Genomic DNA, 24,815 nt, shown 5'->3' on the forward strand with positions numbered 1-24,815 from the left:
GGGAGTCTCGAAGTTCGCCCCGTCGAAGGCCAGCAGGTCGCGGGCCGTCCGGAGCTGGTAGTAGACAGCCAAAGCGGCCTGCGGGTTGTCACCCCGCTGACCTGCCGTGACCAGAAGCGCCAACGGCTTCTGGCCCTGCTCGCACGCCAGATGAATCTTCGTGGTGAACCCGCCCCGGGACCGGCTCAGTCCGTGATCCTCCGGCTCAGAGCCGACACCGCCGGGCGATTCCTCCTGCCTGGCGACGTCCCGGCGGGCACCGGCCGCGTGCTGGTGAGCCCGGCAGATCGTGGAGTCGACGTTGACCTCCCACGATCAGCCCGGACACATCGGCCCGTGCCTGCAACAACGTCAGCAGCCGGGCCCACACCCCCTGGCGCTGCCACCTTCGGAACAGTCCGTAAACGGTCTGCCAGGGCCCGTACTCGCACGGCAGGTCCCGCCACGGGACACCGGTCCGTACCCGCCACCGCACACCGTCCACCAGCATCCGCCGGGACGGCGACCCGCGAATCACACCAGCCGCAGGAAGCAACGACTCCAACACCGACCACTGCTCATCAGAGGGTGGTTCGTGACTCTTTGAGTGATTCTGTCGTCGCCAGATGGTGTGGGGTGCGGGCGGAATCCGCTGGTCCGCAGCCGGTGGTCTGTTGGGGTGGCGGGGTGAGCGAACGCAAGCCGTACCCGCGTGACTTATCGGATGAGCAGTGGGCTCTGATCGAGCCGGTGATCACCGCGTGGAAGGACCGGCACCGCTCGGTCAGCGGCCGCGATGTCCGGCCGCGCCGGGGAGGCCAGGATCGCATCGCGCACAAGGCCCTCGGGCATCGTGGACTTCAAGAGGCCGGCCCACCGGCCGGTGCCCTCCGCCCGCATATGCGTGGTGTTCGCGGCGACGGCCTGGTGGCCTGTTGCGGTCGTCCGGCCCATCAGCGGCAGGAACACCCCGAGGTCGACACCGGCCTGCTGGAGGCCGACGAGCTGGCGGGCCATCACCGGCCAGTCCGCCCCGGCCATCAGCTCGGCCCGGACGTCCTCGCCCAGGACGCCGCGCAGCTGGTTGGCCGACCAGCCCGGCGCCATCTCTCTCCGCGTCCTTGCCGAGCTCGGCCTTCCGGCCGGTGAGGCGTTCCTGGGTGGCGCGGTGGACGGCGTCGGTGATGGGCATCATCAGGCGGCAGGGCATCGCAGCCGTGTGCGCGGCTTCCCCGAGGGCGTCGGCGAACGGCTCGGGCTGGGGCGGGTACGTCATCGGCAGCAAGCTCGGCGGTTTTCGCCTGCGCGCGGAAGGCCTGTGCCCGGTGCCAGGCGGCGGCCTCCACCGCTTCCTGCCTGCGCCGCAAGCCAGGGCCTCAGGCGGCGAACGGGTTGGTGTGGCCGGGCAACTGCTGCCCCGGGCGCAGGAACCGCTGGCCGCCCTGTTCGTCGCGCACCGCGAGGAACCCGGCGTCCGTCAGCCGCTGTGCGATCTTCCCGCGGCGGATCGCGCCCACCTTGAACGCCACGGTGAAGAGCAGCGCGACCGCCCCGCCGGAGACGACAGCTTCGACCGGGGACCTGTCGATGAGCAGGAGGACGGTCAGGACCGCGCAGGCGAGGTAGCCCTTCATCTTCTGGCTCCGGTCGGCGACGTACTGGGCCATGACGTCGAAGGTGATGAGGTCCTTCAGCACGGCCACGGCACCGACCGCTTCGGGGAGCGGCTTCAGCGAGCCCTGCTCCAGCCCCGGCACCATCCCGCCGTTGCCCGCCTGCGGATGGGCGGTGATGGTGGCCGCCTCGCGGACGCGCGCGTCGGGCTGCGGGTCCCGGTACATCCGGACCTGGACGAGCGAGTTCTTGAATCCGGTCCTGTACGCCATGCCGTACGTGTAGCCGTACTGCTCCGCCACGTGCGCCAGGGCGGCCGCCTTCGGCGTGGAGCCCTGGGGGGCGATCTCGACGATGTCCTGCTGACGGGCGATCTGCTGGAGCATCCCCGCTATGTGACGTTCTACGGACATCCTGTTCCCCGCCCCCTGGGGCCGACCAGCGCACAGCGTAGAGGGTGCACCGCCGATCGGGACACGCGCGGTCCCCCCGGCCATGGACCGGGACATTTCGCGTCCGGCGGGGTCATACACAGGCAGCGAACCGACCGCTCAGGCCCGCCGCCTCGCCCGCCGTTTTCTGGCCGACGTCCAGGACTCACCGCCTGCCGGTCGGCGACCGCACCCTGGACGTCGTGGAGCTCGTGGTCAGCGAGCTCGTCACCAACACGCGCAAGTACGCTCCGGCCCGAGCCGCCTGAGCCTGGAAGTCCGTGAAGGTTGTGTGGAAGTGGCGGTGCGGGACAGCAACCCGAACCCGCCCGCGATCCTGCCCCCCGACCCCCTGCCCATCGGGCGGCAGGGGCTGGCGATCGTCGTGGCCGTCGCCCACACCTTCGCCGACCAGCGCGAACCCACCGGGAAACGCATCACACCGCCTCGATCACCCTCACCGACGGGTGAAGGGCGCGGGACGAGCATGCTGACAGGACCATCCCCGGAGCGGAGACCGGGCCCACCCGTGCCTGCATCGATACGGGACGGGCATCCGACCGGACGAGCTGCGGGTCCCCGTGCCCGGGGCGGCCCTGACGTCTGACCCGGGCACCACCGCGCGCGGGTTCTTCACCGTCAGGCCCGGCGGTGGAGGACCCGCGGTGGGTGAAGCAGTCAGGCATCAGGACCCGGGACCCGTCCCCAGAGCTCGGGGCGGGCGGGCGGGCCCCCGGGACGGTGTTGGCTCCCAACCTCTCCAACGAACCGCTCCCGCCCACGGGCACGCACACGCCGGCCGACCCCTACGACTGGCCCGGCCGCCCTGCGGACTGCGCCACCCCGGCCCGGGCGGCCGCGCGGCGGCGGGGCGGCGGGGCGGCCGCGGGGCGGGGGAAGCTGGGGTTAGGGGGCGGTGGGGGTGATGTCGAAGGTCTTGTCGGCGCCGGTGACGGCCAGCAGGCGGGCGACCTGGGTGCAGGGCGCGGCCAGGCTCAGGCCGCGGCCGGATTCGCGGGCCACGAGCATGGCGCGGATGAGGACGTTCAGCCCGGAGGAGTCGCAGAAGTCGACACCGCTGAGGTCCACGACGACATCGGCCGGCCCGCCCTGGTAAGCCAGGGCACCCAGGAGTGCCGTGCGCAGTGCGGGCGCTTGGTCGACGTCGAGTTCGCCGGCCGGGCGGACCACGATCACCCCGTCGCGTATCTCGGTCTCCACTGGTTGCGGCTCGATGGTCGCATCCGTTGCCATGGTCGGCCTCCTCTATGTCGACAGGTTCTGGTGACCGTACTTGAGGATCTTCCTTGGCGGCCATGTCCGGGGTTCGCCGGCTGTTGCGGCTCTCCTGCCGGATCGGCTCCCCACCCGTACGGGGGTGACGCGGACCCGGGCCGCGTCCGATGGCGCTGCCATCACGAAGAGGCGGGCAGGACCTCTCCTCTCCCCTGGCCTGGCCTGGCCTGGCCTGCGACAGTTCCGTGCAGCGGCGGCCTCCGCCCGGGTACTACTCCGGCCCTGGTGAAGCGGTTGTTCCGGATTGCTCGCATCAGGAGGCGGGTACGGTCCCGCTGCTGGCGTGCCGCGCCCGCGGGCAGCCGTCACCGGGGCCTGCGTACGTACGCCAGGCCGTGCTGGACCACCCCCGCGGCAGCCTCGGCCCGGCCCCTCACCCGGGACGGCCGCGGCAGCTCCACGAACCCCCCGCCGACCACCGGGGGCACGCGCTCAGTCACCCGGACATCCCCGCCGTGCCTCGGCCTGCGCCAAGGCCCCGGCCTCGGTTGGCTCCGCCCGGCCGACACACCGGGTGCCGGTCTACGGGTGCACGAGTTGCGCTGCGATCAGGGCCAGCGGCTGGAGCGCGTTGAGGAGCTGAAGGAGCTCTTCGATTCCGTTCAAGGCAGGGGTGTCCTTTCGGCAGGAGTGGGCTGCTGCGCGCCGGCTGATCTTCTACCGGCATACGGCAGAGGGTGTTGACCCCTGCCAGTGGTGGAGGATCTTCCGGAGAGCTTTCCGCCCAGTCCGATCACCTGTGGTGCACGCCTTGGGATCACGTGCCCGGCACCAACGGCTGTGCGGGCAGACCTGCGGACGGGCCGGGTGAGGCTGACGCCGCCGGCTCCCACGGTGATCACCTCATGGCAGGAGTGAGTGCTGATCGTCTCAGGCATTCTCGCCCTGCACCGCTACGCCCGGATGCGCCCCGTCGTGATCACGGTAGAGGTTTTGGTCGTATGGAGTGGGCTGGTCACCCTCTTCTCCGGCGGCGGCCTGACATCAGCGCCTGGAATTGCGTTGGCTGTAGCGGTCATTGCGGCTTTCGCCTCGGCGGACGGCCGCGCCTGGTTCGACCGCTGAACCACTGCCGCCGTGTCCTGCGGCCGAGTCGCGGAATTCGGTGTACGTGCTGCTGCCCCCGCGTCCAGCTGTGAAGGCCGCAGGCGGGCCGCTCCGGCCTCCCGGCGGGGCGGGCAGAGAGGGCCCCCGCCCCGCCGAGATGCCGGGCCGATCAGGGTCAGACGCAGATGCTGCCCGCGCAGATACCGACGTTGACCGGCAGGACGGTGATGCCGAACTTCGTCAGGTACGTGGAGATCGCGGCGGTCGCCAGCGGCTTCTGTACCATCCCGCCCGGTGTGGTGCGGGTGTCAGCGGGTGGCTGTGGTGAGGGCAGGCTCCGTCTCGTAGGGGGCGAAGCCGGTGTTGTTCTTGCAGCCGAGTTCTTCGAAGGTGTTCACCTTGGTTTCCGGGTCGGTGTAGGTCAGCCGGAATTTGCAGGCGCCCTTGATGTAGCGGCCCTTGACTCCGCCGGGGAAGTCGATCTCCTTGTTCCACAGGTACGGCGAGCTGTAGTCGTTGAGGCGGGCGGTGGCGTTCACGTCGATGCCGCCGGGCGCGTAGATCTCGTAGACCCAGCCGGTCTTGGCGCTGCCGTAGGTGGCGAACTTCTGGGCGACCCACTTCTCGCAGCTGGTGCTGAGGTGCGCGCTGTTCTGGCCGCCACCCTTGACGATGTACTCGGCGAGCGGCGTCATCTGGTCGCCACGAGGTGTGAAGCCGGTCTGGAAGATCTCCTCGACGGTTTCCCGGGTGTCGCCGCGCCACAGGGTGTTGACGTCCGTACGCCACTGCCAGCGCTCGGACGTGGCGGCTGAGGCGACGGGGCGGGCGATCGAGGTGTTGGTCGTCGTGCGCCACCAGTCCCAGGCCCGGTACTCGACGGTCGGGCCGCACGGTGTGGTGAGGTCGTCCACCGCGGTGGCTCGTACTGTGGCGGCGGCGGGGGCCGGGGAGACGGCCGCGGCCGGGGAGACGGCGGCGGCGGAGATGAGGGAGGCGGCGGCGAGCACTCGCAGAGCGGCCTGCAGCATGGTGAGGACCCATCAGTCGATCAACGTGACGGGCCTCTTTATAGGGGTGGCTGCCGGGTCCTTCCGGGCGTGGTGCGCCGGGTCCACCCGCACGGGTGGATCAGTCGTACCGGGGAAAGGTTCCTCCGCCGCGGTACGACGATCTCTTGTGTGTGTTCCGCGGACTCCGGCGTCGTGATCGCCGTGTGGCCGGCCCGCCGCGTTCGGGGCCAAGGGCGGTGAGCCGGCCGCGGCAGAGACATCATGAACGCCAGCGGATCCCGACGCAGGGCCAAGCCGTGGCCGAGCAGGGGCAAGGGCAAGGGCAAGGCGCCGGGCGCTCGAGGGACTGTACGGTCCCTGCCCATCGTCGCTCCTACGAAGAGAAAGGGCTGGAGCGGTCGGCGAAGTCCCTGATCGTGCCGACGCGAGTGGTGGTCTCAGCGTTCCAACTGGATCCGGCGGGCGCTGTAGGCGATCCGGCCGCACTGACCTGGGCCTTTGGCCGATTCGGTCTTGGCGGCCGCCCCCGGCCGCCCCCTGAGGCAGCATCTGCGGGCCTTCCCGATGGTCACTTGTCGAAGTCGGCCCGGGAAACCTCACCGGAGCGCCGCCGGAGCGCTCACGCCCCGAGGACGTTTTCGAAGTAGCCGATCGAACTCGGCACCACCGTGGGGGGCAGGCCGGGGTCCAGGCAGGTCGTGATGAGGTGGGCGACTTGGGTGTCGGTCAGGGCGGCGTGGAGGGAGAGCCGAATGAGGGACCGGGTCCGTGGGGTGGCGGGAGGGCAGAAGACGGAGCCGAAGACGCCTCGCTGTTCGAGCGTGTCCCGCAGCGCCATGGTGTGCCTCTCATCCTCTGCCGTCAGGGCCAGGATGTGGCTTGCGGAGCCGTGGAGGTTCAGAAGCCCCGGCCGCCAGCGCGGTCCTGCTGGCGGCCGGCGGAGCCACGTAGCTGTCAGCTGACGTCAGACCTGGTGCGAGCCACCGGATTGTCGGCGTTCTCGGGCCAGTCGCAGACCGCCAGGACCGGGTTGAAGTGAAGCGGGTCCGGACACTTCTTCATGTACGCCACCCCCCACGCGCAGTGGAAGAAGATGGTCGGGTCGTTCGGGTCCGGCAGGAGGGCGCCGTGCGCTTCGCAGGGCGACCCGTCGGCAAGATCAGCCGCCGGGCTGACTGAGACGGTCTGCGCTGACGCGGCGTATGCGGGAAGGCACAGGTCTGGAGACGGCGCTGGGGCTTGCCGTCGCCGGGTTCGCGGTCACGGTGGTCGGACGGAGTACCGACCGGGGTGCCCAGGCAGTGGACCGGATCAACGCCATGGGCCCGGCACACCCGGGCCGGTTCCTGGCCGCCGACCTCTCCTCGCTCGACCAGGTACGCGTGCTGGCCGAGCGGATGGCAGCCGAGCACGAGGCCTCAGGGGATTCGTTGGCAGTGCTGGTCAACAACGTCGGGGCGATGTTCCCCGACCGGCGCGAGCTGGGTGGTGTCGAGGCCTCGTTTGTCGTCAACCACCTTTCGCCGTACCTGCTGACCGAACTGCTGCTGCCCACGCTGACGGCCGGTTCGCCGAGCAGGATCGTGAACGTGACCTCGGGTGCGGTCGGGGCGGCTCCAAGCGGCAGCGGGTAGCGGGTGCGGGTAGCGTGCAGGCGACGCACCTGCCGTCCGCTCCGAGAACGGCTACTTGATGTCTGCCGGCTTGCATGAGACGGGGCACGGCTACCCGCCGTGCGGATGGATGCCCCGTCGATCTCGTGCTTCTTCCTTCCGTTGCGGGCAGAGCTGCGCATGTGCGGGTCCGGCGCCGTGCGCGCGTGGTGGTGCGGGTGGTGCGGGTGGTGCCGGGCTTTCGGGGCGCCGGGCTGTGCGTGGCTCAGGCGCCGAGCATGCGGACGCGCTCGCCGATCTCCCTCCAGCGTTCCTGCGCTTCCTCGGGGGAGTCAGCGGTGAAGACGACGGCGGCGACGCGGCAGCTGTAGTCGGCCTCGTCGGTCTTGATCCCGGCGCCCGGCTGGACCAGGACGTGGCCGGCCGTCGCCCAGGGCTCGGCGGTCAGTTCCTCCCAGCCCTCCAGACGTGTGTACGAGCCCGCGCCCGCGGCGGTCAGGAAACGGATGCCGGCCGCTTTGGCGACGGGCGCGCGGTGCTTTCGGCTCCTGACCAGGCACCCGGCAGCCCGGCGGCAGAAGACCGGGACGCGGTGGCGGCGTCTGCCGGCCGGTCGCCAGGCCCTGCCGGCCCCGGCCCACCTGCGGTGCGGTGACACCTACGCCCAGCTCGCGGCCGGGATCGGGATCGCGACCGCCCGGCTCGGTGCTCACATGTCCTCCCACGCGATCGGGCCGGTGGGCATCACGGGGCGCATGGTGTCTGCGGCGATCACGGCAGCTTCGTCGTACGCGGCGAGCCGCGAAGGGGCCCGTCCCGAAAACGTCTCAGGCTTGCGCGACGGTCCCGGCCGGGGGCGTCAGCGCCCGGTCGCGGGGTGGGGGCACCCCCGCAGCGCCGGGCGGTCCTTCGTGCGGACGGCGGGGAGCCACGCGGTGGGGGGTGTGGAGCCAGGAGGGAGGCGGACGTGGAACCAGCGGGTGGACTGCAGGTCCGCCTCGTCGATGATGGCCCGGCCGTCGGGCACCTGGCAGTCGACGGCGAGGACGTCGCCGTGCCACACCCGGGACGGTACGACGTTGTCCGCGGTGTACTGCCGCGTCGGGTCGATCGCCAGGCCCAGACTGCACTGCGGGTCCCGGTCGGCCCGCTCCTGGCACCCCTTCTCCGCGTTGAACACCCGGATCGTGCCGGCCGTCGCGCCCTGCAGGCCGTCCAGTGCGGAGGAGTTCGCCCGTGCCGCGTCCGACCACAGGGTCGTACCGGCGATCCCGCAGAGCGCGGTGGTGAGGATCGCGGCGCGGGCCCGGCCCCACAACCGTCCCGTGCCCCTCCCGCGCGCCTCCAGTTCGGCCGTGATGCGGGCGAGCAGGCTCTCCGCAGTGTGCCGGGCACGCGCAGCGTGGGTCGGGGCGAGGCAGTCGGCGGCCAGTGCGCGCCAGAACGGCGGCACGGCCTGGTCCATGCGCAGTGGCGCACGCCCCTCTCCGTACTCCTGGACGGCGGCGCCCCGTGCCATGGGCGTGGCGCCGGAGAACGGGGAGGCGCCGGAGCCGAACACCTCGTGGATGATGATGCCCAGGGCCCAGATGTCAGCACTGGGCCGGACCTTCACGCCCAGTTCCCCGAGGGGTGCGCGCCATCGCTCGGGCGGAAGGTAGTCCAAGGTGCCCATGGGGGGCGCGTACCCGTACGTTCCCGTCATCTCGGTGGCGAGCCCGAAGTCCGAGAGCTTCACGGAGCGGTCGCCGTCCAGCAGGACGTTCTCCGGCTTGAGATCGGCGTGGACCCAGCCCGACCGGTGGAGGTGGGCGAGTCCCTCGCAGATCCCCGCGATCAGCCGGGCGCGGTCGGCCTCGGCGACCCCCGCGTCGAGGAGTTCCCGCAGGCTGCCCGCGGCCCGCTCCATGACCAGCACGATCGCGCCGTCCAGGGCAGGGCGGTCCGGTGCCTCAAGGACGAAGGAGTCCAGGAGGCGGATCAGCCGTGCGTGCCCGGCCCTGCGTCCCAGTTCGACCTCCCGGCGGGCGGACTCCACGATCCTGCGCGTCTGGCGCGGAGCGTACCCGGCGGTCGGCATGATTTTGAGCGCGACGTCTGCTGGTGCCGCGGCCGGGTGCGCGGGGGGCCGGCCGGTCCGGTCCGGGTACTTGTTGGCGGGCCGTGCGGCGTAGACCGTGGACCAGCCTCCGGCCCCGATCAGGTTGGTGATCATCCAGCCCTGCACCCGGTGGCCGGGCAGGAGCAGGTCCGTGCCGTCGCGTTCCGTGATGTCGCGCAGGGCGTGGGGCGTAGTCATCGCGCGGTCTGCCGCTCCCGCCCGCCGGCCCCCGTCAGGGGTGGCAGCAGCGTCAGGTGCTCCTCGCGCACGAGCCCGAACCGCAGCGCGAGCCCGACGATCTCCTCTCGCTTGCCGTTGCGGCGGTCGCCCTTGCCGGGTTCGCGCGGGTCCGAGGCGCCGATGCGCAGTTTCTCCTCGGCGAGGTAGTCGATGTGCGAGCTGACCGCACGCGCGGTCAGGGTGGCGCAGGCGGCGTGGCCCTGGAGCCGTTCGACGATCTGGGGGGTCGTGGGAACCGCGACGCGGGACTGGTCGCGCAGGCGCGGTTCGCAGAGCGCGACGAGGACGAGGAAGTACGTGGCCGTTTCGTCCAGCGAGTACGCGGTGACCGTGAGGCGGCCCCAGGGGGCGCCCATGGCTTCCGGGTCCAGGTAGATGTGGTCGGGTGCGAACACCTGGAAGGAGACGGGGACGTCGCTGCGCGTGGGCAGCACGACGCGTGCGAACTCGAACGGGACCGGCGCCCCTACCCGGCGGGGCGGGACCCGCAGGTACTCCCCGGCGCCCTCCGGGTTCTCCACGAGGTAGCTGTGGGTGGTGCTGTGGTTCGTCAACTGCCAGTGGTCATCGGTCACACGGATCTCTCCGGCGAGCCGGGAGATCGCCACGTCGGCGAGCCGCAGCTCTACGGGGATCGTCGCGGAGCCGCGTCCGAAGCGGGCGACCTCGCCCGGTCCGAGGCGTAACGTCACGGCGTCGCCGTACGGCTCGCCGCCGTCGGCGCCACTACACCCTTGCGGCAGATGGACGACTACGCCGCTCATCGCTCCCCCCGTTCCACGCGTCGTGCTGGACCGACGAGTGGAACAATACTCATCTCTCGAGGGAGTTCATCGGCGCACTTCAGCCACTTCGGCCGGGGCGGCCCGCCGGGTCGGACGGCCCGCACCGGCTGCCCCGGGAGGCTCCGGGGGCCCTCGGGCGGGAGGCTCGCCGGCCCCCTCCGCGCAGCCGGCGCCGCTGTGTCCCGGGTCACCCCGACTCTGTGGCGGAGGTGGCGGTTTGGGGTCGTTTTCGACTCTCTGCCGAGTGAATCGGGGGAAGGTTCCGTGCCGCGGCGGGCGAGGACGGCGTATCGGCGCCGTGGGCGGCCGCGCGGGATCCGCCCTCAAGCCCCGGTCGGGGACGTCCGGTCCGGGACCTGCCGGGGTGGGGAAGGTCACCGTGCCCCCGGGGGTCGCGGCACCGCGGAACCGCCCTTTTGCCCCTTTCGCTTGGCGCGATCCGCACTCCGGGCTCAGAGCGCGGGCCTGCCCGATACGACGGGTGCGACCCTGCGGTCGCCGAAGGCCGTCCACGGCCGCCAGCCGCCGCTCGGCTGGGCCTGGACGCGGGTGCGCATCCGGCCTTCGGTGGTGACGGCGAAGACGTGCGTGCGTCCGGTGGCGTCGAGCGCGGCCGCGGGCGGGGCGGCGAGCCTGATGCCGGGCTCACCGAACTCCCTGCCGGGATCCCAGCTTCCGCCGGGGGCGGTCTGCCAGCGGTGGTCGAGCCGGGCGCCACCGGGCGTCAGCGAGAACGCCTCGAGGCGGCCGTCGGTGTTGGCGGCGAACGCCGGGGCGGCGGCGCTCCAGCCGAACATCGGCAGCCACTCGTCCCAGCCTCCGTTCGGCACGGACTGGCGCCGGCTGAAGGTTCCCACGCCCGACGGTCCGATCGCGGCCACGGTGAGCCGGCCGCTGCCGTCCCTGGCCACCCGCGGCGCAGCGCCGGACGCGGTGCCGAACCGCTGCCACGCGGCGGTCCAGGCGCCGCCCGGGGTCTCCTGCCACCGGTGGAAGATCCCGGCGCCGCCGGGTGAGAGGGCGAACACCTCCAGCCGGCCATCGGCGTTCACCGCGACGACCGGTGGCGCGCCCGCGGCCCCGCCGAAGCCGGTCTCCCACGGGTCCCATGCCGGGGATCCCGGTGCCCCTTGCCGCCGCCGGGCCACGGAGGCGCCGCCGGGGCTCAGGGCGAACACCTCCAGCCGGCCGTGGGCATCGCGGGCCACGGCGGGGGCGGCTCCGGCCGGGCCGCCGAACTCCTCCCAGTCGCTCCAGCCGCCGTCCGGCCGTTGGGCCCGGTGGTGCAGGTTGGCACCCTCCGGGGCGAGCGAGAACACCTCGAGACCGCCGTCGGCGTTGCGGCCGAGTGTGGGGGCCGCACCCGCCGGCCCGCCGAACTCCTCCCACTGCGACCAGGTGTCGGCGTCCGGGTCGAGCTGGACGCGCCGCAGCATCGAGCGGTCGGAGGCGTCGAGCGCGAACACCGTGAGGCGGCTGGCGGCGTCGAGGCAAGCCACCGGGTTGTCCGTGCTCTGCCACGGCGGTGGCGTGTCCCGCCACTGGAGGGGCGCCACATGCAGCCCGTTCCGAAACCAGCCCGCGGCGCTGGCGTACCATGCCTCCCCGTCGGCGACGACCTCCACGGCGTGACCGGCCACGTGGCCCGCGTAGCCGGCGAGGTCGAAGTGGAAGGGGTCCTGGGACGCCAGGACGTCCGTACCCTCGTAGCCGCCCCGCGGCCCGATGAACAGGTAGTACCAGCCTTCCCGTTCGACGACGTACGGCGACTCGGTGACCGAGACGGTCGCGTCCGTGGTCGCGTCGGTGAACGCGATGCCCGGCTCGCTCCAGTGCACCAGGTCGGCGGACCGCCGGTGGGCCACGACGTGGCGGCCGCCGGGGCCCGAGAGTTCCGTGTAGTACATGACCCACTCGCCGCCGACCCGCAGCACCATCGGATCGCGGGCCGCGATCCCCCGGAACAGCGGGCCGGACGGTTCGCGCGTCCAGGTGAACAGGTCGGCCGACGTGGCGAGGCTGATCGCGGCACCGCTCTCGCCGCCGGCCGCGTAGAACATCCAGAACCTGCCCCCCGCCGCGACGACGTGGGGCGCCCACAGGTGCTCCTCGCCGAAGTAGGACCGGTCGAGGGTGAGCGCGTCGGCGTGGGCGGTCCACGGCCCGGTCGGGCTCGGCGCGGAGGCGTGGGCGAAGGAGGTCTCCCCCGTGCTGTCCGGGGATTCGCCGCGCGGCGCGCTGTCCCCGACGATGCTGAACAGGTGCCAGCGGCCCTGGGCCTTGATCAGCGTGTGGTCGTTGAGGTAACGCGGGCCGCTCGGGGTGGACGGGTCGAAGACGTACGAGAAGGGGCCGGCGCCGACCCACCGGGGCGGCGGCAGGGCGTCCGCCGGCGAGGCCGCGGCCCGGCCGGCGCCCAGGAACGGGAGCGCGCCCGCCCCTGCAGCGCCCCGCAACAGGTTCCGTCTGCTGATCGGAAGCATGAGTCTCTCCTGGGAGGCCGCGTGGTCGGCCGTGCCGTCGGGCACGGCCGACCACGGGCCGGGTGTGGGGCGGGTCACGGGCAGGTCAGTCGAGGGCGGGACCGGGGGTGTTGCCGATCCAGGCCCATTCGGACCAAGTGGAGAAGCCGGTCTGCCATTTGTGGAACGTACCGACGCGGCTGGTGCCGAAGACCTCCATCCGCCCGTCGGCATTGGTGACCGCCGTGACCTCGGTGCCGCCGCCTCCGAAGGCCGCCCACTCGCCGTACGGCGCGTTGACGGCGCTCTGCCACATGTGCATGGCCGTGCTGCCGTTCATGGCGAAGACCTCGACCCGGCCGTCCGGCGTGCGCTCGCTGGAGAGCTGCGAGTCCGCGGGGCCGCCGACCCCTTCCCAGTTCGACCAACCGGAGCCGCTGGTCTGGTACTTGTGGAACACGCCGACCGGTCCGGAGGCGAACACCTCCAGGCGGCCGTCGGCATTGTGGTCGACGGTGAGGTCACGGCCGCCGCCGCCGAAGGTGTCCCAGTTCGACCAACCGCCGTTGGGCGCCGTCTGGTACTTGTGCTGGAAGGTGTCCGCGCCCAGGGCGAACACCTCAAGGCGTCCGTCAGGCGACTTCTCCATCTCCACGCGGCTGTCGGCGGGACCGCCTCCGGCGGGCTCCCACTCCGACCAGCCGCCATTGGGGGCGTCTTGGTACCGGTGGAAGAGGCCGACCGGACCGGAGGCATAGACCTCGATGCGGCCGTCCGCGTTCACACCGGCCGCGGTGTCGCGCCCGCCGCCTCCGAAGGTCTCCCAGTTCGACCAGCCTCCGGAGGCAGAAAGCTGCCAGCGGTGTTGGAAGGTGCTGCCGTTCAGGGCGAACATCTCGAGCCGCCCGTCGGCGTTGGGCGCGATCGCCAGCTCGGCGTTGCCCGGTCCGCCGAGCGGTTCCCAAGCGGACCAGTTGCCGTTCGCCTCCTGCTGCCAGGCGTGGTGCACTCCGTCGGCCCCGGCCGCGAACACCTCGAGGCGTCCGTCCGCCGACCGCGCCGACACGACCCGGCCCGACTCCGCCGGGTAGACGGGCGGCTTGGGCCGCGGACCGCTGCCCGGGGTGCAGGGCAGTACGACGCCGCGCTCCGCGAGGTAGGCCTCGGGATCGACGCCGTACGACGTGGACTGGTCCCCCCAGATCCGCAAGTGGAGGTGGGAGCCGTCGACGTTGGTGCCCTCGGCGCCCATCAGGGCGATCTGCTGGCCGGCCACGACGTGGTCGCCGACGGAGACGTCGCGCCGCGACATGTGCCCGTACTCGGAGATCCTCCCGTCGGGGTGCAGGACGCGGATCCACTGGCCGTAGTCGCCTGTGTATCCGGAAATGGTCACCTCGCCGTCGCCCACGGCGTAGATCGGCGTACCGACGGCGTTGGCGATGTCGACGCCGTTGTGGCCGCTGTGGAAGTGCTGGGACACGAAGCCGGTGGTCGGGCAGGCTGCGGTGAGATCGGCGGTACGGGCCTCGGCGGGCACCGTGGCCACGAACGACGACAGCAGGAGAGCCGTCGCCGCGAGAGCGCAGTACCGTGCGCGTCGGGAAAGTCCGGAAAGCACGAGACGTTCCTCCCCTGAGTGGTCGCGGGGTGAGTGGGACGGATGTGGCGTGGGGGCGGAGACGCTCACGCCCTGCGGAGCCGGTCGATGATGCCGTTGATGTCGTGCTCCATCAGGTCCCGGCGGATGAAGTGCCCGCCGGGCCGCTCGTGCCACTCGTGCGGGATCCCGGCGTTGCCGAGCAGGGAGCGGAACTCACGCTGTCCCGCGAGCACTTGGGTCTCGTTGAGGGTGTCGAACCAGTTGATCGGGTCGGGGCTGGTGCCGGCGACCAGGAAGACCCGCTTGTTGCGGTAGCTCTCGATCCGCTGGACCGGGTTGTCCGCGTTGACCCGGGCCTCGTCCCAGAACGGCGCCCCGTAGATCGTGCCGCCGTTCAGGTCCAGGGCCGCGGCGGAGGCGTTCGCCCAGTGGACCACGAGGCCGTTGTCCCGGCGCAGGCTGGCCGGGCCGGAGTGGGCGCTCACCGAGGCGAAGTGTCCCCAGTACTTGGCGGCGTACTTCAGCGCACCGAAGCCGCCCATCGAGAACCCGGACACGGCGCGGCCGTCGTACTCGGCGAAGGTGCGGAAGTTCGCGTCGATCCACGGGATCAGCTGCGAGATGTGGAAGTGCTCCCAGTTCCGCGGGCCGACGTTGGAGCTCACGGGGTTGGAGTACCAGCCGGCGTGGCCGCCGTCGGGCATCACGACGATGATCGGCTTGCCCGCGGTCCACTGGCGGACGCCCTCGCGGTCGAAGGTGATGAAGTCCTGGTCCGTGCCGCCTCCGTGAAAAAGGTAGAGGACCGGGTAGGTGCGTCCGCTCCAGTGGTAGTCGTCGGGGAGGAGCACGTTGACGGCGGGGTTCCAGCCGATCGCACTGGTCTGGAACCGGTAGTACCGCATGCGGGGGTCGGCCTCGCCGCGCTCGACCACGCGCAGGCCGAACCCGTCTCCGACGGCGGAGGCGTTCGACGCGGCGGCGAGGACTCCCGCACCGCCCATGGCCATGGCGGCCGAGAAGCCGCCGGCCGTCTTGAGGATGCTCCTGCGGGTGGGGTTCTTCGCGCTCAATGTGTCCTCCTGGTCGCGAGCCTGTCGAGGCGTCCGGGCGCGGCGGACTCCCACCGTCGCGCCACTTCGTACCGTGCCGTCCCTCTGGAGGGACCGGGCCGCCCGGACGGTCTGGACGGTAGCAACGGTCCGCGGGCCCGCAGACCCCGGAAGTTTCCGGACTGACAGCCGACCACGCGTCGGCTAGGCACCGGCCGACTGCGCCGCGGGGGGCGCGGCGCAGGCTCCGGCGGCCGCGGGTGTCATCGGGATTTCATCGTCCTTCCCTAGCGTGGCCGCGTTCGGACACAGGCCTGGACCACAGGGGAGGACGGATCGATGGCACGGTGGAGATTCAGAGCGAGGCTGCCGATGGCGGCCACGGCCGCGGTGGCGGTGATGAGCACGTTGGCGGCGACCGGGTCGCAGCCCCCGACACAGGCGCAGGCGCCGGACAAGCCGACGATCCGCTACACCGAGTACGGGATCCCGCACATCATCGCATCGGACTGGAAGGGGCTGGGCACGGGCTACGGGTACGCCGCGGCCAAGGACAACATCTGCACCCTGGCCGACACCTATCTGATGGTCAACGCCCAGCGGTCCCGCCATCTGGGGCCCGACGGCAAGGCGAGTCCCGGCGAGCACCAGAACACCACCACCAATCTCAACAGCGACATCTACTTCCAACGGATGAACGACAACCGGGTGGTGGAGCGGCAGATCGACCTGCCCGCGCCCAACGGGCCGGAGCCGGAGGTGAAGGAGGCCATTCGCGGCTACGTCCAGGGCTACAACAGGTACCTGGCCGAGACGGGCGTGAACAACATCACCGACCCGGCCTGCCGCGGCAAGGCCTGGGTACGGCCGATCACGGAGCTGGACGTCTACCGGCACGCGCACGCCGAGATCATCATGGGCAGCGCCGACGTGCTGCTCGACGGTCAGGTGAACGCCGCACCCCTGGGTGCTTCGGCCGCCACTGCCGCTCCGCCGGCCTCCTCGCCCGCGGAGACCGCGACGAAGATCCGCGACGCGCTGGCGGTCAGCCGTCAGCAGAGCATGGGCAGCAACGCGCTGGCGGTCGGCTCCCAGGGCGTGTCCGGGGGCACCAGCATGCTGCTCGCGAACCCGCACTTCCCCTGGCAGGGCAAGAACCGGATGTGGCAGAGCCAGCTGACGATCCCGGGAAGGATCAATGTCTCCGGGGCCAGCCTGCTCGGCTTCCCCGCGGTGAACATCGGGCACAACGACGACGTCGCCTGGAGCCACACGGTGGCCACGGTGGCTCCCTTCGGACTGTTCGACGTACAGGTCGATCCGCTGAACCCGACCCACTATCTGGTCGACGGCACCTGGCAGGCGATGACCTCACAGCAGGTCGGTGTGGACGTGCTGAACGCGGACGGTTCCATCGGTCGGGTCAACAGGACCTTGTGGGCCACCCGTTACGGGCCGATCACCACACAGGTCCTGACCGTGGGACTGCCCTGGGTGGTCAGCGCGCACGCGGTGCGCGACGTGAACATGGGCAATCTGCGGGCGCTGAACACCTGGTTCCACCTCGACCAGGCCAAGGACGTCAACGAGGTGGTGAACACCCTGGAGACCACGCAGGGCGTCCCCTTCTTCAACACCGTCGCCTCCGACCGCAAGGGCAATGCCCTGTACGCGGACATCCAGGCCACCCCGAACATCACCGACGAGCACGCACAGTCGTGCCTGACTCTGACCGGCCAGGCACTGTTCAACCAGGTGCTGCGGCTGCCGAACGTACCGCCGGTCTCCATCTTCGACGGCAAGCGCAGCGCGTGCGACTGGCCCGACGACCCGAGCGCGGTCGCGCCGGGACTGCTGGCCCCGCACAAGCAGCCGCGGCTGATCCGCAAGGACTTCGTGGGCAACGCCAACGACAGCGCCTGGCTGGCCAACCCCGAGCAACCGCTCTCCTTTCCCCGGGTGATGGGCGACACGGCAGCGCCCCGGTCGCTGCGCACCCAGGAGTTGATCCTCACCGCGCAGAAGCGGATCAACGGCACCGACGGCCTGCCGGGCCGGGGGTTCACGCCGGAGAGCATGCGGCAGTTGCTGTTCGCCGACAACAGCCGGGCCGCCGATCTGGCCCTCGACGCCACGGTGACGATGTGCCGGGGCCTGCCATTCGGACTGATCCTGGTGGACGGCCAGCTGGTCAACGTGAGCGAGGCCTGCCCGATCCTGGCCGCCTGGAAGAGCCACGACTTCACGGCGGACAGCCGGGGATCCTGGCTGTTCGAGAACTACTGGTACTCCCTGCTCGGTGGTCAGTCGATCGAGAAGCTGCCGTGGCGGGTTCCCTTCGACCCCAAGGACCCGGTGCACACGCCCAACTCGCTGGACGCCGGGAGCTCCGCGGTCCGCGACGCGTTCGGCCGGGCGGTGATCGCCCTGCGCAACGCTGGGATCCCGCTGAACGCGCCGTTGTCGGACGTCCAGAAGATCACGCGCAACGGTGAGCAGATCCCGATCCACGGGGCGGTCAGCGAGCTGGGGGTGCTGAACGTGGTCACTCCCGGCTCGGTCGACGGGAAGATGGACATCACTTTCGGGTCCAGTTTCGTCCAGGCGGTGCGGTTCACCGCCGAGGGTCCGCCGCAGGCCTCCTCCGTGTTGGCCTACTCCCAGTCGGCCAACCCGAATTCACCGCACTACGTCGATCAGACCAAGTTGTTCTCGGCGGGCCAGTGGGTGACCGAGCGGTTCACCGAGGAGCAGATCGCGGCGTCTCCGGCACTGGAGGTCAAGGTCCTGAACTGAGGCCGGTCTCCCGACCGGTCCCGTACCCGCGCAACGACAAGGCTCTGGAGGGAGCACGCTGTGATGAGGAAAACAAGCCGGTGGCGCATGATGGTGGCCTTGATGGCCGCCGTGGTGGGCATGGCGGTGCCGGCAGGTTCGGCGCAGGCCGCCGACGGCACCGCGCCGCCGACGCTGACGGACGGGTTCGGCCTGACCCAGGTCGATTCGACGGTGGGCGGTCCCACCAACTTCTACATCACCGTGACCACACCCGAGGTCACAGGCAAGCACCACATCAAGATCATCCTGCCGAGCGGCTACTACGACGACCCGGCCAGGCGTTACCCGGTGCTGTACTTCCTGCACGGTTCGCCCGACGACCCGATCCAGCAGAACTATCCGGCGCTCACCACCTCCAACGAGATGATCACCGTGATCCCGGACGGCGGCGCCCGGGGCTGGTACGCCAACTGGCTCAACCAGAGGACCGCGGCCGGTGTCCAGAACTGGGAGAACTTCCACCTCAAGCAGGTGATCCCGTTCATCGACGCGAACCTGCGGACCATCGCCGCCAAGAAGGCCCGGGCCGTCGCCGGTGTCTCCATGGGCGGGTTCGGGGCCCTGCACTACGCCCAGGTCCGCCCCGACCTGTTCAGCCAGACCGCGTCCCTGTCGGGGGACATCGACCTTTCGGTCAAGTCCATGAACCTGCGGATGGCCGTCGTCGCCTCCCTCGTCGGCTACCAGCCCAGCGTGGACAGTGATGCCGTGTTCGGCTCGCCCTACCCGGTGTTCAACGCCGACTGGAGGTTCAACGAGGTGGACCCGGCGGCGCACATGAACAAGCTCGCGGGAGTGGGGGTCTCCATCTACGTGGGCAACGGCCGCGGAGACGTCACCGACCTGGAGTTCTGGGTCGAGAGCGCGTCCAAGCACGTCAAGGCCAGCATGGACGCCTTGGGGATGCCCTACTACTACGTCAACTATGGCGACGGTTCCGGTTGGGGGACCCTCTGCAACGGCGGCCACAACGCCGGGTGCTGGGAAGAGGACCTCCGGGACCTGATCCCCAGGCTGGAACGGTCCTTCACCGCCTGACCGTGTGCGGCCGGGCCGCCCCGATCCGGCGGCGGCCCGGTCAGCGCGGCGCGGTGACGACGCCGAGGCCGGCCTCGTCACCGCGCAGGATCATCTGGCGCGTCCGCCGCAGCATGCGGCTGGGCGGAACACCGAGGTCGTCTTCCAGACGGCGGCGGGCGCGCTCGAACACGGTCAGCGCGTCGGCCTGTCGGCCGCTGCGGTACAAGGCGCCCATGAGCATCGCGGCCACCGGCTCGTGCAGCGGGTGGGTCGCGGACAGGGCGAACAGCCCGGCGACCGCCTCGGAGTGCCGGCCCAGCCGCAGCTGCCCCTGCGCCATCCGCTGCGCGATGGCGATCCCGCGCTCGGACAGCCGTAGCCGCTCCAGCTCGGCGAGGGGTCCGGGCAGGCCGGCCAGAGGCTCCCCGCGGAACAGGTCCAGCGCCTGGGCGCACAGGCGGACCAGTTCGTCCGGCCCACCGGCCCGATCGGCCTCCTCGGCGCGGGCGACCAGTTGCTCCATGCGCGCCACGTCCACATCGACTGCGCCGGAGACCAGCCGGTAGCCGCAGCGGTCGTGCTCGATCACCGGGTCCGGGCGGCCGTCCCCGGCGTGCAGGGTTCTGCGCAGCCGGTAGACGTACACCGGCACCACGTTCGTGACCGGCGGTTCCATCCCCCACACCCCGTCGAGCAGTTCCTGCCGGCTGACCGTCCGGTCCACGCGCAGCGCCAGCGCGGCCAGTACGGCTTGCTGGCGCAAGTGCCCCAGTTTCAGTGGCCGCCCGTCCTGCCGTGCGTGGACCGGTCCGAGCAGGGAGATCTGCACCTTCGAGCCGGCCGCACGGCCTGAGCCGGTCCGCGGCACCGGGTTCACCGCCTGCGTACGAGGGCCGCTGCCGGGCACGACCAGGCCGCAGTCGAAGGCGTGGACGATGGCGGCGGCCCGGTCGCGCAGCCCGAGTTTCACGAGGATCCGTGCGAGGTGCCCGGCGACGGCGTCCTCGGGCATGGCCAGGGCGGCGGCTATCTCGTCGTCCCGAAGGCCGCAACCGATCGCGTGGAGCACCTTGCGCTCCCGGCGCACGAGGGCGGTGGCGGTTGGCGGGCAGGCGGTGGCAGTCGTCGGCATCACTGCTCCCCGGGCTCCAGGCTGGCCGGTCGGTCCGGCCGATGCGGTCCGGTCGACAAGGTAGGGGTGGGTGCGCCGTGGGAGGCATCCGGAACGATCCGGAGTGACAAGGGCGATGGTCCCCGGTGAACTCTGTGTGCCCGGACTCCTCCGGCCGGTGCCCGATGCGCGTCGAACAGGTCGGCCGCCGCGGCCGGCAGCCGGAGGTCGAGCGGATTCCGCGCACTTCACTTCACGACAGAAGGGAACAACATGGCGATATCCGGCTTGTGCCGCATGTTCACCAGACTGGCCTTCGCGGTCGGCATATGGGCGCTGGTCATCGGTATGACGGCCTCGGTCGCCTCCGCCGCGCACGCGCCCGTTCCGGTCCCGGGCGGTGACCGCTCCGGCGTCTCGCGGTACTTCAGCGGCCCGCAGGGCTTCGCCATTCCGACCGTGCCGTGCGATCCGGCCGGCCCGTCGGCCACCGACGGCATCCTGGCCGACCAGCTCAACCCCCAGTTGCGCGCGAAGATGGCCGGATACATGGACGCCTACAAGGTGTCCTGCGCGCGGATGGTGACGCAGGCGGTGAAGGACCGGGGGCTGAACCAGAGGGCCGCGGCCATCGCCATCGCCACGGTCATCGTGGAGTCCAGCCTCAACAACTACGCCCAGGCCGTTGACTACACCAGCCTCGGGCTGTTCCAGCAGCAGGACTGGTGGGGCACCCGGGAGGAGCGTCTGAACCCGGCCTATGCCACCAACGCCTTCTTCGACGAGGCGGAACGGATGTATCCGGGCGGCTCGTGGAACAACGAGGCGATCGGAGAGGTGTGCTGGCACGTTCAGCGGCCGAGGGAGGACCTGCGCGGCCTGTACGCCATCGAGGCGGACGACGCGGTACTCATCGCCAACGCCCTGTGGTCCGGTACGAGCGCAGGCGGCCCCAAGCACCCGTACGCCTCGGGCCGGGTGACCACCGGGCGGTCCGCGGACGGTCGGCTCGAGGCCTTCGCCGCCGGCGCGGACGGCGTGTACCACTCGTGGCAGACCGCGGTGAACGGCGGCTGGTCGCAGTGGCGCTTCGAAGGGGGCCCGCGCAACGCGCAGTTGGCCGTGGCGTCCAACGCGGACGGTCGGCTGGAGCTGTTCGCGCTGTCGGACAGCACTTTCGACCACATGTGGCAGACCGCGCCCGGCGGGAGCTGGTCGGCCTGGGGGAACTTCGGCGGCGGAGGGCACCGACTGGCCGCGGGCAACAACGCCGACGGCCGCATCGAGGTGTTCGCCTCCAACGCCACGGGCGTGTTCCACAGGTGGCAGACCGCGCCCAGCGGCGGTTGGGCCAACTGGGAGGGCACCGCCGGCGGCCCGGCGAACTCCCGGCTCGCCATCGAAACCGCGCCCGACGGGCGCCTCGAGGTCTTCGCGCTCTCCGACTCGACCTTCGAGCACCTCTACCAGACCGGAGTCAACGGCGGCTGGTCCGCCTGGGAGAACTTCGGCGGCGGAGGGCACGACCTGTCCGCCGGCTACAACCAGGACGGCAGGCTCGAGGTGTTCGCCTCCAATGCCAACGGCGTGTTCCACCGCTGGCAGACCAGCCCGACCTCGTGGTCGGAGTGGACGGGCATGGGCGGAATCACCAACGCCGAACTGACCGTCTCGCGGTCGGCCGACGGCCGGGTCGAGGTGTACGCGATCAACGCCAACGCCGCGAGCCACGCCTGGCAGACCCGCCCGAACGCCCCGTTCTCGGAGTGGGAGACCTTCGGCGGCGGCGGCACCGAGATCGCCGCGGGCAACAACGCCGACGGCCGCATCGAGGTGTTCGCCACCAGTCACGCCGGTGTCTACCACAAGTGGCAGACCGGCTTCGCCACGTGGTCGGAGTGGGCCTGGCTGAACGATGCCGGGCCGGCGATGACATAGGCCGTCTCTTCCGGATCTTGCCGGGCCGCGGCGCCCGGCACCGCGTCCCATGGGACCGGCCTGTGGGCGGGCGGCCGCGGTCCGCTCCCTCCGAGCTCGACCCGCTTCACCACCGGTGTCAGGCGCCGCGGGTGGCTTCGTCCGCTCCTGGTTCGCCGGTGCTTCTTCCCTGCTCGCGCCCGCCGGGCAACACCCAGACCACCAACGCGCTTCTGCGCGAGGCCAGGTGTGGAGGTCGTCACCATCGTCGGCGCCGAGCTCGGCCGAGGAGATGGCGGCGGGCACTGCGGGCGCGATTCCGCAGCCCGACGCGAGGCGCCGGCGCCCAGCAATGCGGTGCTACCGGGACCGTGAACTTCATCCGCTCGATCTGCTCCAGCCACTGAATCACCGGCTTCTTCGGCCTGGACGGCTCCGCCCCGGCCCCCGGAGGTCTGCCCGCCCCGAGCGGCCTGGCCGCCACCGGTACGAACGACACTTCCGTCACCTTGAACTGGGACAGCGTGAGCGGCGCCACGTCCTACGCGGTGTACCGGGACGGCTTCCGGGTGGCGACACCCACCGCCGCCCCGTTCACCGACGCGGCTCTGAGCGCGGGAAGCAGCCACACGTACAGCGTGGCCACCCGTGACGCGGCCGGCACCGGGGGAGCCCGCTCGGGGGACATCACCGTCACGACCACGGGCGCCGCCCCGAAGTGCTGGACCGCGAACAACTACCAGCAGGTCCAGGCCGGACGGGCCACCACCGACGGCAGCCATGCCTACGCCAAGGGCTCGAAGCAGAACATGGGCCTCTACAACACCTTCGTCACGCACACCCTGAAGGAATCACCGGCCGGCTACTACGTCATCGCCGACGGCACCTGCCCCTGACCGCTGCGCTGGGGCAGCCCGTGGCGGCGGACGGTACAGGAGGTCTCGCCCGCCGCTCGTGGTACTCGGCCCCACCTACCGGGCCGCGGCTGTGGGGATCGCACCCCTGACTCGGGCGGTGTCCTGCGCAATAGCGTCCCGCTTGCCCGTAGACGTCACCCATCGGAGGTACCCGTGCCCCCCGTCGTCACATCAGCAGCACAGTGGAGAGAGCCGAGGCCCAGGCGCCGTACCAGAACGCTTCGGCATGCCATCGCGGCGGCAGCGGCGCTCGTGACCCTCGCTGCCGTTCCGGCCGCCGCTGCCCCGCACCGGAGCGAGGCGGAAGCCTCCGGGTCAGGGCACTGCGCGATGATTTCGTGGCTGAGAGTGCCTGGTGCCGAACGGCAGGACAAGTCCTGCCTGGACGAGCTCACCACGGCCGGGACCGTTGCCTCCGGGCATACCGACAAGGCCGACTGGGCGGGGCTGACCCCGGCCGCTCTGGCCGTGCCGAGCGGCGTGCCCGGTATCCAGATCGACGGATACTTCCCGGACACCTCGACCACCAACACCAACCACGGCTGGCAGCACGACGCGCAATTCGTCATCCGGTTGCCCGACCGCTGGAACGGCGGACTCGTCATCGCGGGCTCCCCGGGGGTTCGCGAGCAGTACGCCAACGACCGGGCCATCGGGGACTGGGTCCTCTCGCGCGGATACGCGTTCGCGGCGACGGACAAGGGCAACACCGGTGCCGCCTTCCACCGAGACGGTGCCGCACCCGGTGACGCCATCGCCGAATGGAACAGCCGGGTCACCGAGCTCACCCGCGCTGCCCGCGCGGTGGTCACACAGCGCTATCTCCGTCCCCCCACCCGCACACTCGCCACGGGCATGTCCAACGGCGGTTACCTCGTGCGGTGGCAGCTGGAGAACCATCCCGAGCTCTACGACGGCGGCGTGGACTGGGAGGGCACGCTCTGGAGGGAGGAGGGGCCGAATCTCCTCACCTTCCTTCCGCCCGCACTGACTGCCTATCCCGACTATGCGGCGGGAGGCGAGGGCGCGGACCGGGCCCATCAGTTGATGACCGCAGCCGGCTTCCCCGCAGGTTCCGAGTTCCTCTGGCCCTTCCACCACCAGTACTACTGGGACGTTACCCAGCGGATCTACCGCGAAGAGCTGGATCCGGACTACGACGGCGCCCAGGAGGCCGGAACCCCGTTCTGCGCACCCGGCACACCTGCCTGCGACGCGGACTACGACTACGGCTCCCGGCCGCAGAGCGTTCGTCACGCGGTGTCGAAGATCGCCCTGACCGGTAGGATCGGCAAACCCCTGATCACCCTGCACGGCACCCTCGACGTGCTGCTGCCCATCGGCAAGGACTCGGACATCTACGCCGGGATGGTGAACGACGCGGGCCGCCGCCACCTCTTCCGCTACTACCGCGTCGAGGCGGGAACCCACGTCGACTCGCTGTACGACTCCTTCCCCGACAAGCTCCGGCCGTTGGTGCCCTGCCATCGCTCCGCCTTCACCGCACTGGAGAACTGGCTCGGCCGTGGTCAGCAGCCGCCGCCCAGCCGAACCCTGCCACGCCCCGGCTCCGCAACCCCCGAAAGCCTGCTGACCAGCTGCCGTCTCGCCTCGTAGCAATCCGGTTCAGCCAGTATCCGGAGCAGGATCCCCGCATCGGGGGTCCTGCTCTTCCGTATCCGCTACCTACCGCGATGTCCGCTCGGTGACGCTCGGCGCCGCTCTTGCCGGGGCTCCCACCACATGGCCGGTTCCGACTGTGGGGGATGCACACAT

General features: G+C 71.1%; 19 protein-coding genes and 4 pseudogenes. 10 read left to right on the forward strand and 13 right to left on the reverse strand.

The annotated features are described in order from the left end of the window. Positions 1 to 205: 205 nt before the first annotated feature. Positions 206 to 547 carry a transposase gene (locus OTB16_RS39615; RefSeq protein ID WP_420717728.1) on the reverse strand — a complete coding sequence of 114 codons (342 nt, stop codon included), beginning with the start codon at positions 545 to 547 and terminating at the stop codon, positions 206 to 208. A 119-nt stretch (positions 548 to 666) separates the two neighbouring features. On the opposite strand from OTB16_RS39615, the pseudogene OTB16_RS39620 reads away from it, so the two are divergent. Then, a pseudogene (locus OTB16_RS39620) lies at positions 667 to 750 on the forward strand (transposase); the annotation flags it as partial. Positions 751 to 1,355: 605 nt separating this feature from the next. On the opposite strand, the gene OTB16_RS18200 reads toward OTB16_RS39620, so the two are convergent. Continuing rightward, positions 1,356 to 2,006, reverse strand: a complete 651-nt coding sequence (locus OTB16_RS18200; protein ID WP_267721271.1) for a hypothetical protein — start codon at positions 2,004 to 2,006, stop codon at positions 1,356 to 1,358. 924 nt (positions 2,007 to 2,930) lie between these two features. Beyond that, on the reverse strand, positions 2,931 to 3,278 hold the full coding sequence (locus OTB16_RS18205) for an STAS domain-containing protein (protein WP_267721272.1): 348 nt from the start codon (positions 3,276 to 3,278) through the stop codon (positions 2,931 to 2,933). Between the two features lie 900 nt (positions 3,279 to 4,178). On the opposite strand from OTB16_RS18205, the gene OTB16_RS18210 reads away from it, so the two are divergent. Then, positions 4,179 to 4,385 (forward strand): hypothetical protein, encoded by a 207-nt coding sequence (locus OTB16_RS18210; protein ID WP_267721273.1) that lies wholly within the window; start codon positions 4,179 to 4,181, stop codon positions 4,383 to 4,385. Between the two features lie 290 nt (positions 4,386 to 4,675). Here the strand turns inward: OTB16_RS18210 and OTB16_RS18215 are convergent, their stop codons facing one another. The 3 genes from OTB16_RS18215 to OTB16_RS39625 all read right to left on the reverse strand — a co-directional run bounded on the left by OTB16_RS18215 (position 4,676) and on the right by OTB16_RS39625 (position 6,598). Continuing rightward, positions 4,676 to 5,398, reverse strand: a complete 723-nt coding sequence (locus tag OTB16_RS18215; RefSeq protein WP_267721274.1) for a scabin-related ADP-ribosyltransferase — start codon at positions 5,396 to 5,398, stop codon at positions 4,676 to 4,678. Positions 5,399 to 5,999: 601 nt separating this feature from the next. After that, positions 6,000 to 6,218, reverse strand: a complete 219-nt coding sequence (locus OTB16_RS18220; protein ID WP_267721275.1) for a hypothetical protein — start codon at positions 6,216 to 6,218, stop codon at positions 6,000 to 6,002. Between the two features lie 116 nt (positions 6,219 to 6,334). Beyond that, positions 6,335 to 6,598, reverse strand: coding sequence for a carbohydrate-binding module family 14 protein (locus OTB16_RS39625; RefSeq protein ID WP_420717736.1), 264 nt, complete (start codon positions 6,596 to 6,598; stop codon positions 6,335 to 6,337). On the opposite strand from OTB16_RS39625, the pseudogene OTB16_RS18225 reads away from it, so the two are divergent. Then, positions 6,583 to 6,996 (forward strand): annotated as a pseudogene (locus OTB16_RS18225) (SDR family NAD(P)-dependent oxidoreductase); the annotation flags it as partial. The gene OTB16_RS39625 and the pseudogene OTB16_RS18225 sit on opposite strands and share 16 nt — an antisense overlap. Before the next feature lie 262 nt (positions 6,997 to 7,258). On the opposite strand, the gene OTB16_RS18230 reads toward OTB16_RS18225, so the two are convergent. Next, positions 7,259 to 7,549 carry a hypothetical protein gene (locus OTB16_RS18230; RefSeq protein WP_267721430.1) on the reverse strand — a complete coding sequence of 97 codons (291 nt, stop codon included), beginning with the start codon at positions 7,547 to 7,549 and terminating at the stop codon, positions 7,259 to 7,261. Between OTB16_RS18230 and OTB16_RS18235 the strand changes: the two are divergent. Then, positions 7,500 to 7,691 (forward strand): annotated as a pseudogene (locus OTB16_RS18235) (IS5/IS1182 family transposase); the annotation flags it as partial. The gene OTB16_RS18230 and the pseudogene OTB16_RS18235 overlap by 50 nt on opposite strands. A gap of 161 nt (positions 7,692 to 7,852) precedes the next feature. Here the strand turns inward: OTB16_RS18235 and OTB16_RS18240 are convergent. From OTB16_RS18240 to OTB16_RS18260, 5 genes are all read right to left on the reverse strand, one after another. Next, positions 7,853 to 9,292 (reverse strand): serine/threonine-protein kinase, encoded by a 1,440-nt coding sequence (locus tag OTB16_RS18240; RefSeq protein WP_267721276.1) that lies wholly within the window; start codon positions 9,290 to 9,292, stop codon positions 7,853 to 7,855. Continuing rightward, positions 9,289 to 10,098: a serine/threonine protein kinase gene (locus OTB16_RS18245; RefSeq protein ID WP_267721277.1), complete on the reverse strand. Its 810-nt coding sequence runs from the start codon at positions 10,096 to 10,098 to the stop codon at positions 9,289 to 9,291. Before OTB16_RS18245 ends, OTB16_RS18240 begins: the two co-directional genes overlap by 4 nt. Before the next feature lie 473 nt (positions 10,099 to 10,571). Then, entirely contained in the window at positions 10,572 to 12,602 is a 2,031-nt protein-coding gene (locus OTB16_RS18250) for a DUF8189 domain-containing protein (protein ID WP_267721278.1), read from the reverse strand. Positions 12,603 to 12,687: 85 nt separating this feature from the next. Next, entirely contained in the window at positions 12,688 to 14,202 is a 1,515-nt protein-coding gene (locus OTB16_RS18255) for a DUF8189 domain-containing protein (RefSeq protein ID WP_267721279.1), read from the reverse strand. 65 nt (positions 14,203 to 14,267) lie between these two features. Further along, entirely contained in the window at positions 14,268 to 15,257 is a 990-nt protein-coding gene (locus tag OTB16_RS18260) for an alpha/beta hydrolase (RefSeq protein WP_267721280.1), read from the reverse strand. Positions 15,258 to 15,635: 378 nt separating this feature from the next. Between OTB16_RS18260 and OTB16_RS18265 the strand changes: the two genes are divergently transcribed. Further along, positions 15,636 to 18,032, forward strand: coding sequence for a penicillin acylase family protein (locus OTB16_RS18265; protein ID WP_476470170.1), 2,397 nt, complete (start codon positions 15,636 to 15,638; stop codon positions 18,030 to 18,032). Between the two features lie 63 nt (positions 18,033 to 18,095). Continuing rightward, positions 18,096 to 19,112, forward strand: a complete 1,017-nt coding sequence (locus tag OTB16_RS18270; RefSeq protein WP_420717729.1) for an alpha/beta hydrolase — start codon at positions 18,096 to 18,098, stop codon at positions 19,110 to 19,112. 40 nt (positions 19,113 to 19,152) lie between these two features. Here the strand turns inward: OTB16_RS18270 and OTB16_RS18275 are convergent, their stop codons facing one another. Next, on the reverse strand, positions 19,153 to 20,226 hold the full coding sequence (locus OTB16_RS18275) for an AfsR/SARP family transcriptional regulator (protein WP_267721283.1): 1,074 nt from the start codon (positions 20,224 to 20,226) through the stop codon (positions 19,153 to 19,155). Positions 20,227 to 20,478: 252 nt separating this feature from the next. On the opposite strand from OTB16_RS18275, the gene OTB16_RS18280 reads away from it, so the two are divergent. The 4 genes and pseudogenes from OTB16_RS18280 to OTB16_RS18295 all read left to right on the forward strand — a co-directional run bounded on the left by OTB16_RS18280 (position 20,479) and on the right by OTB16_RS18295 (position 24,656). Beyond that, on the forward strand, positions 20,479 to 22,143 hold the full coding sequence (locus OTB16_RS18280; RefSeq protein ID WP_267721284.1) for a PLL family lectin: 1,665 nt from the start codon (positions 20,479 to 20,481) through the stop codon (positions 22,141 to 22,143). A gap of 188 nt (positions 22,144 to 22,331) precedes the next feature. Beyond that, positions 22,332 to 22,497: pseudogene (locus OTB16_RS18285) on the forward strand (arginine deiminase family protein); the annotation flags it as partial. Between the two features lie 134 nt (positions 22,498 to 22,631). Next, entirely contained in the window at positions 22,632 to 23,018 is a 387-nt protein-coding gene (locus OTB16_RS18290; RefSeq protein WP_267721285.1) for a hypothetical protein, read from the forward strand. 369 nt (positions 23,019 to 23,387) lie between these two features. Continuing rightward, entirely contained in the window at positions 23,388 to 24,656 is a 1,269-nt protein-coding gene (locus tag OTB16_RS18295; RefSeq protein ID WP_420717730.1) for a 3-hydroxybutyrate oligomer hydrolase family protein, read from the forward strand. Positions 24,657 to 24,815 lie beyond the last annotated feature (159 nt).

Source organism: Streptomyces antarcticus, assembly GCF_026627255.1.
Taxonomy (GTDB): Bacteria; Actinomycetota; Actinomycetes; order Streptomycetales; family Streptomycetaceae; genus Streptomyces; species Streptomyces antarcticus.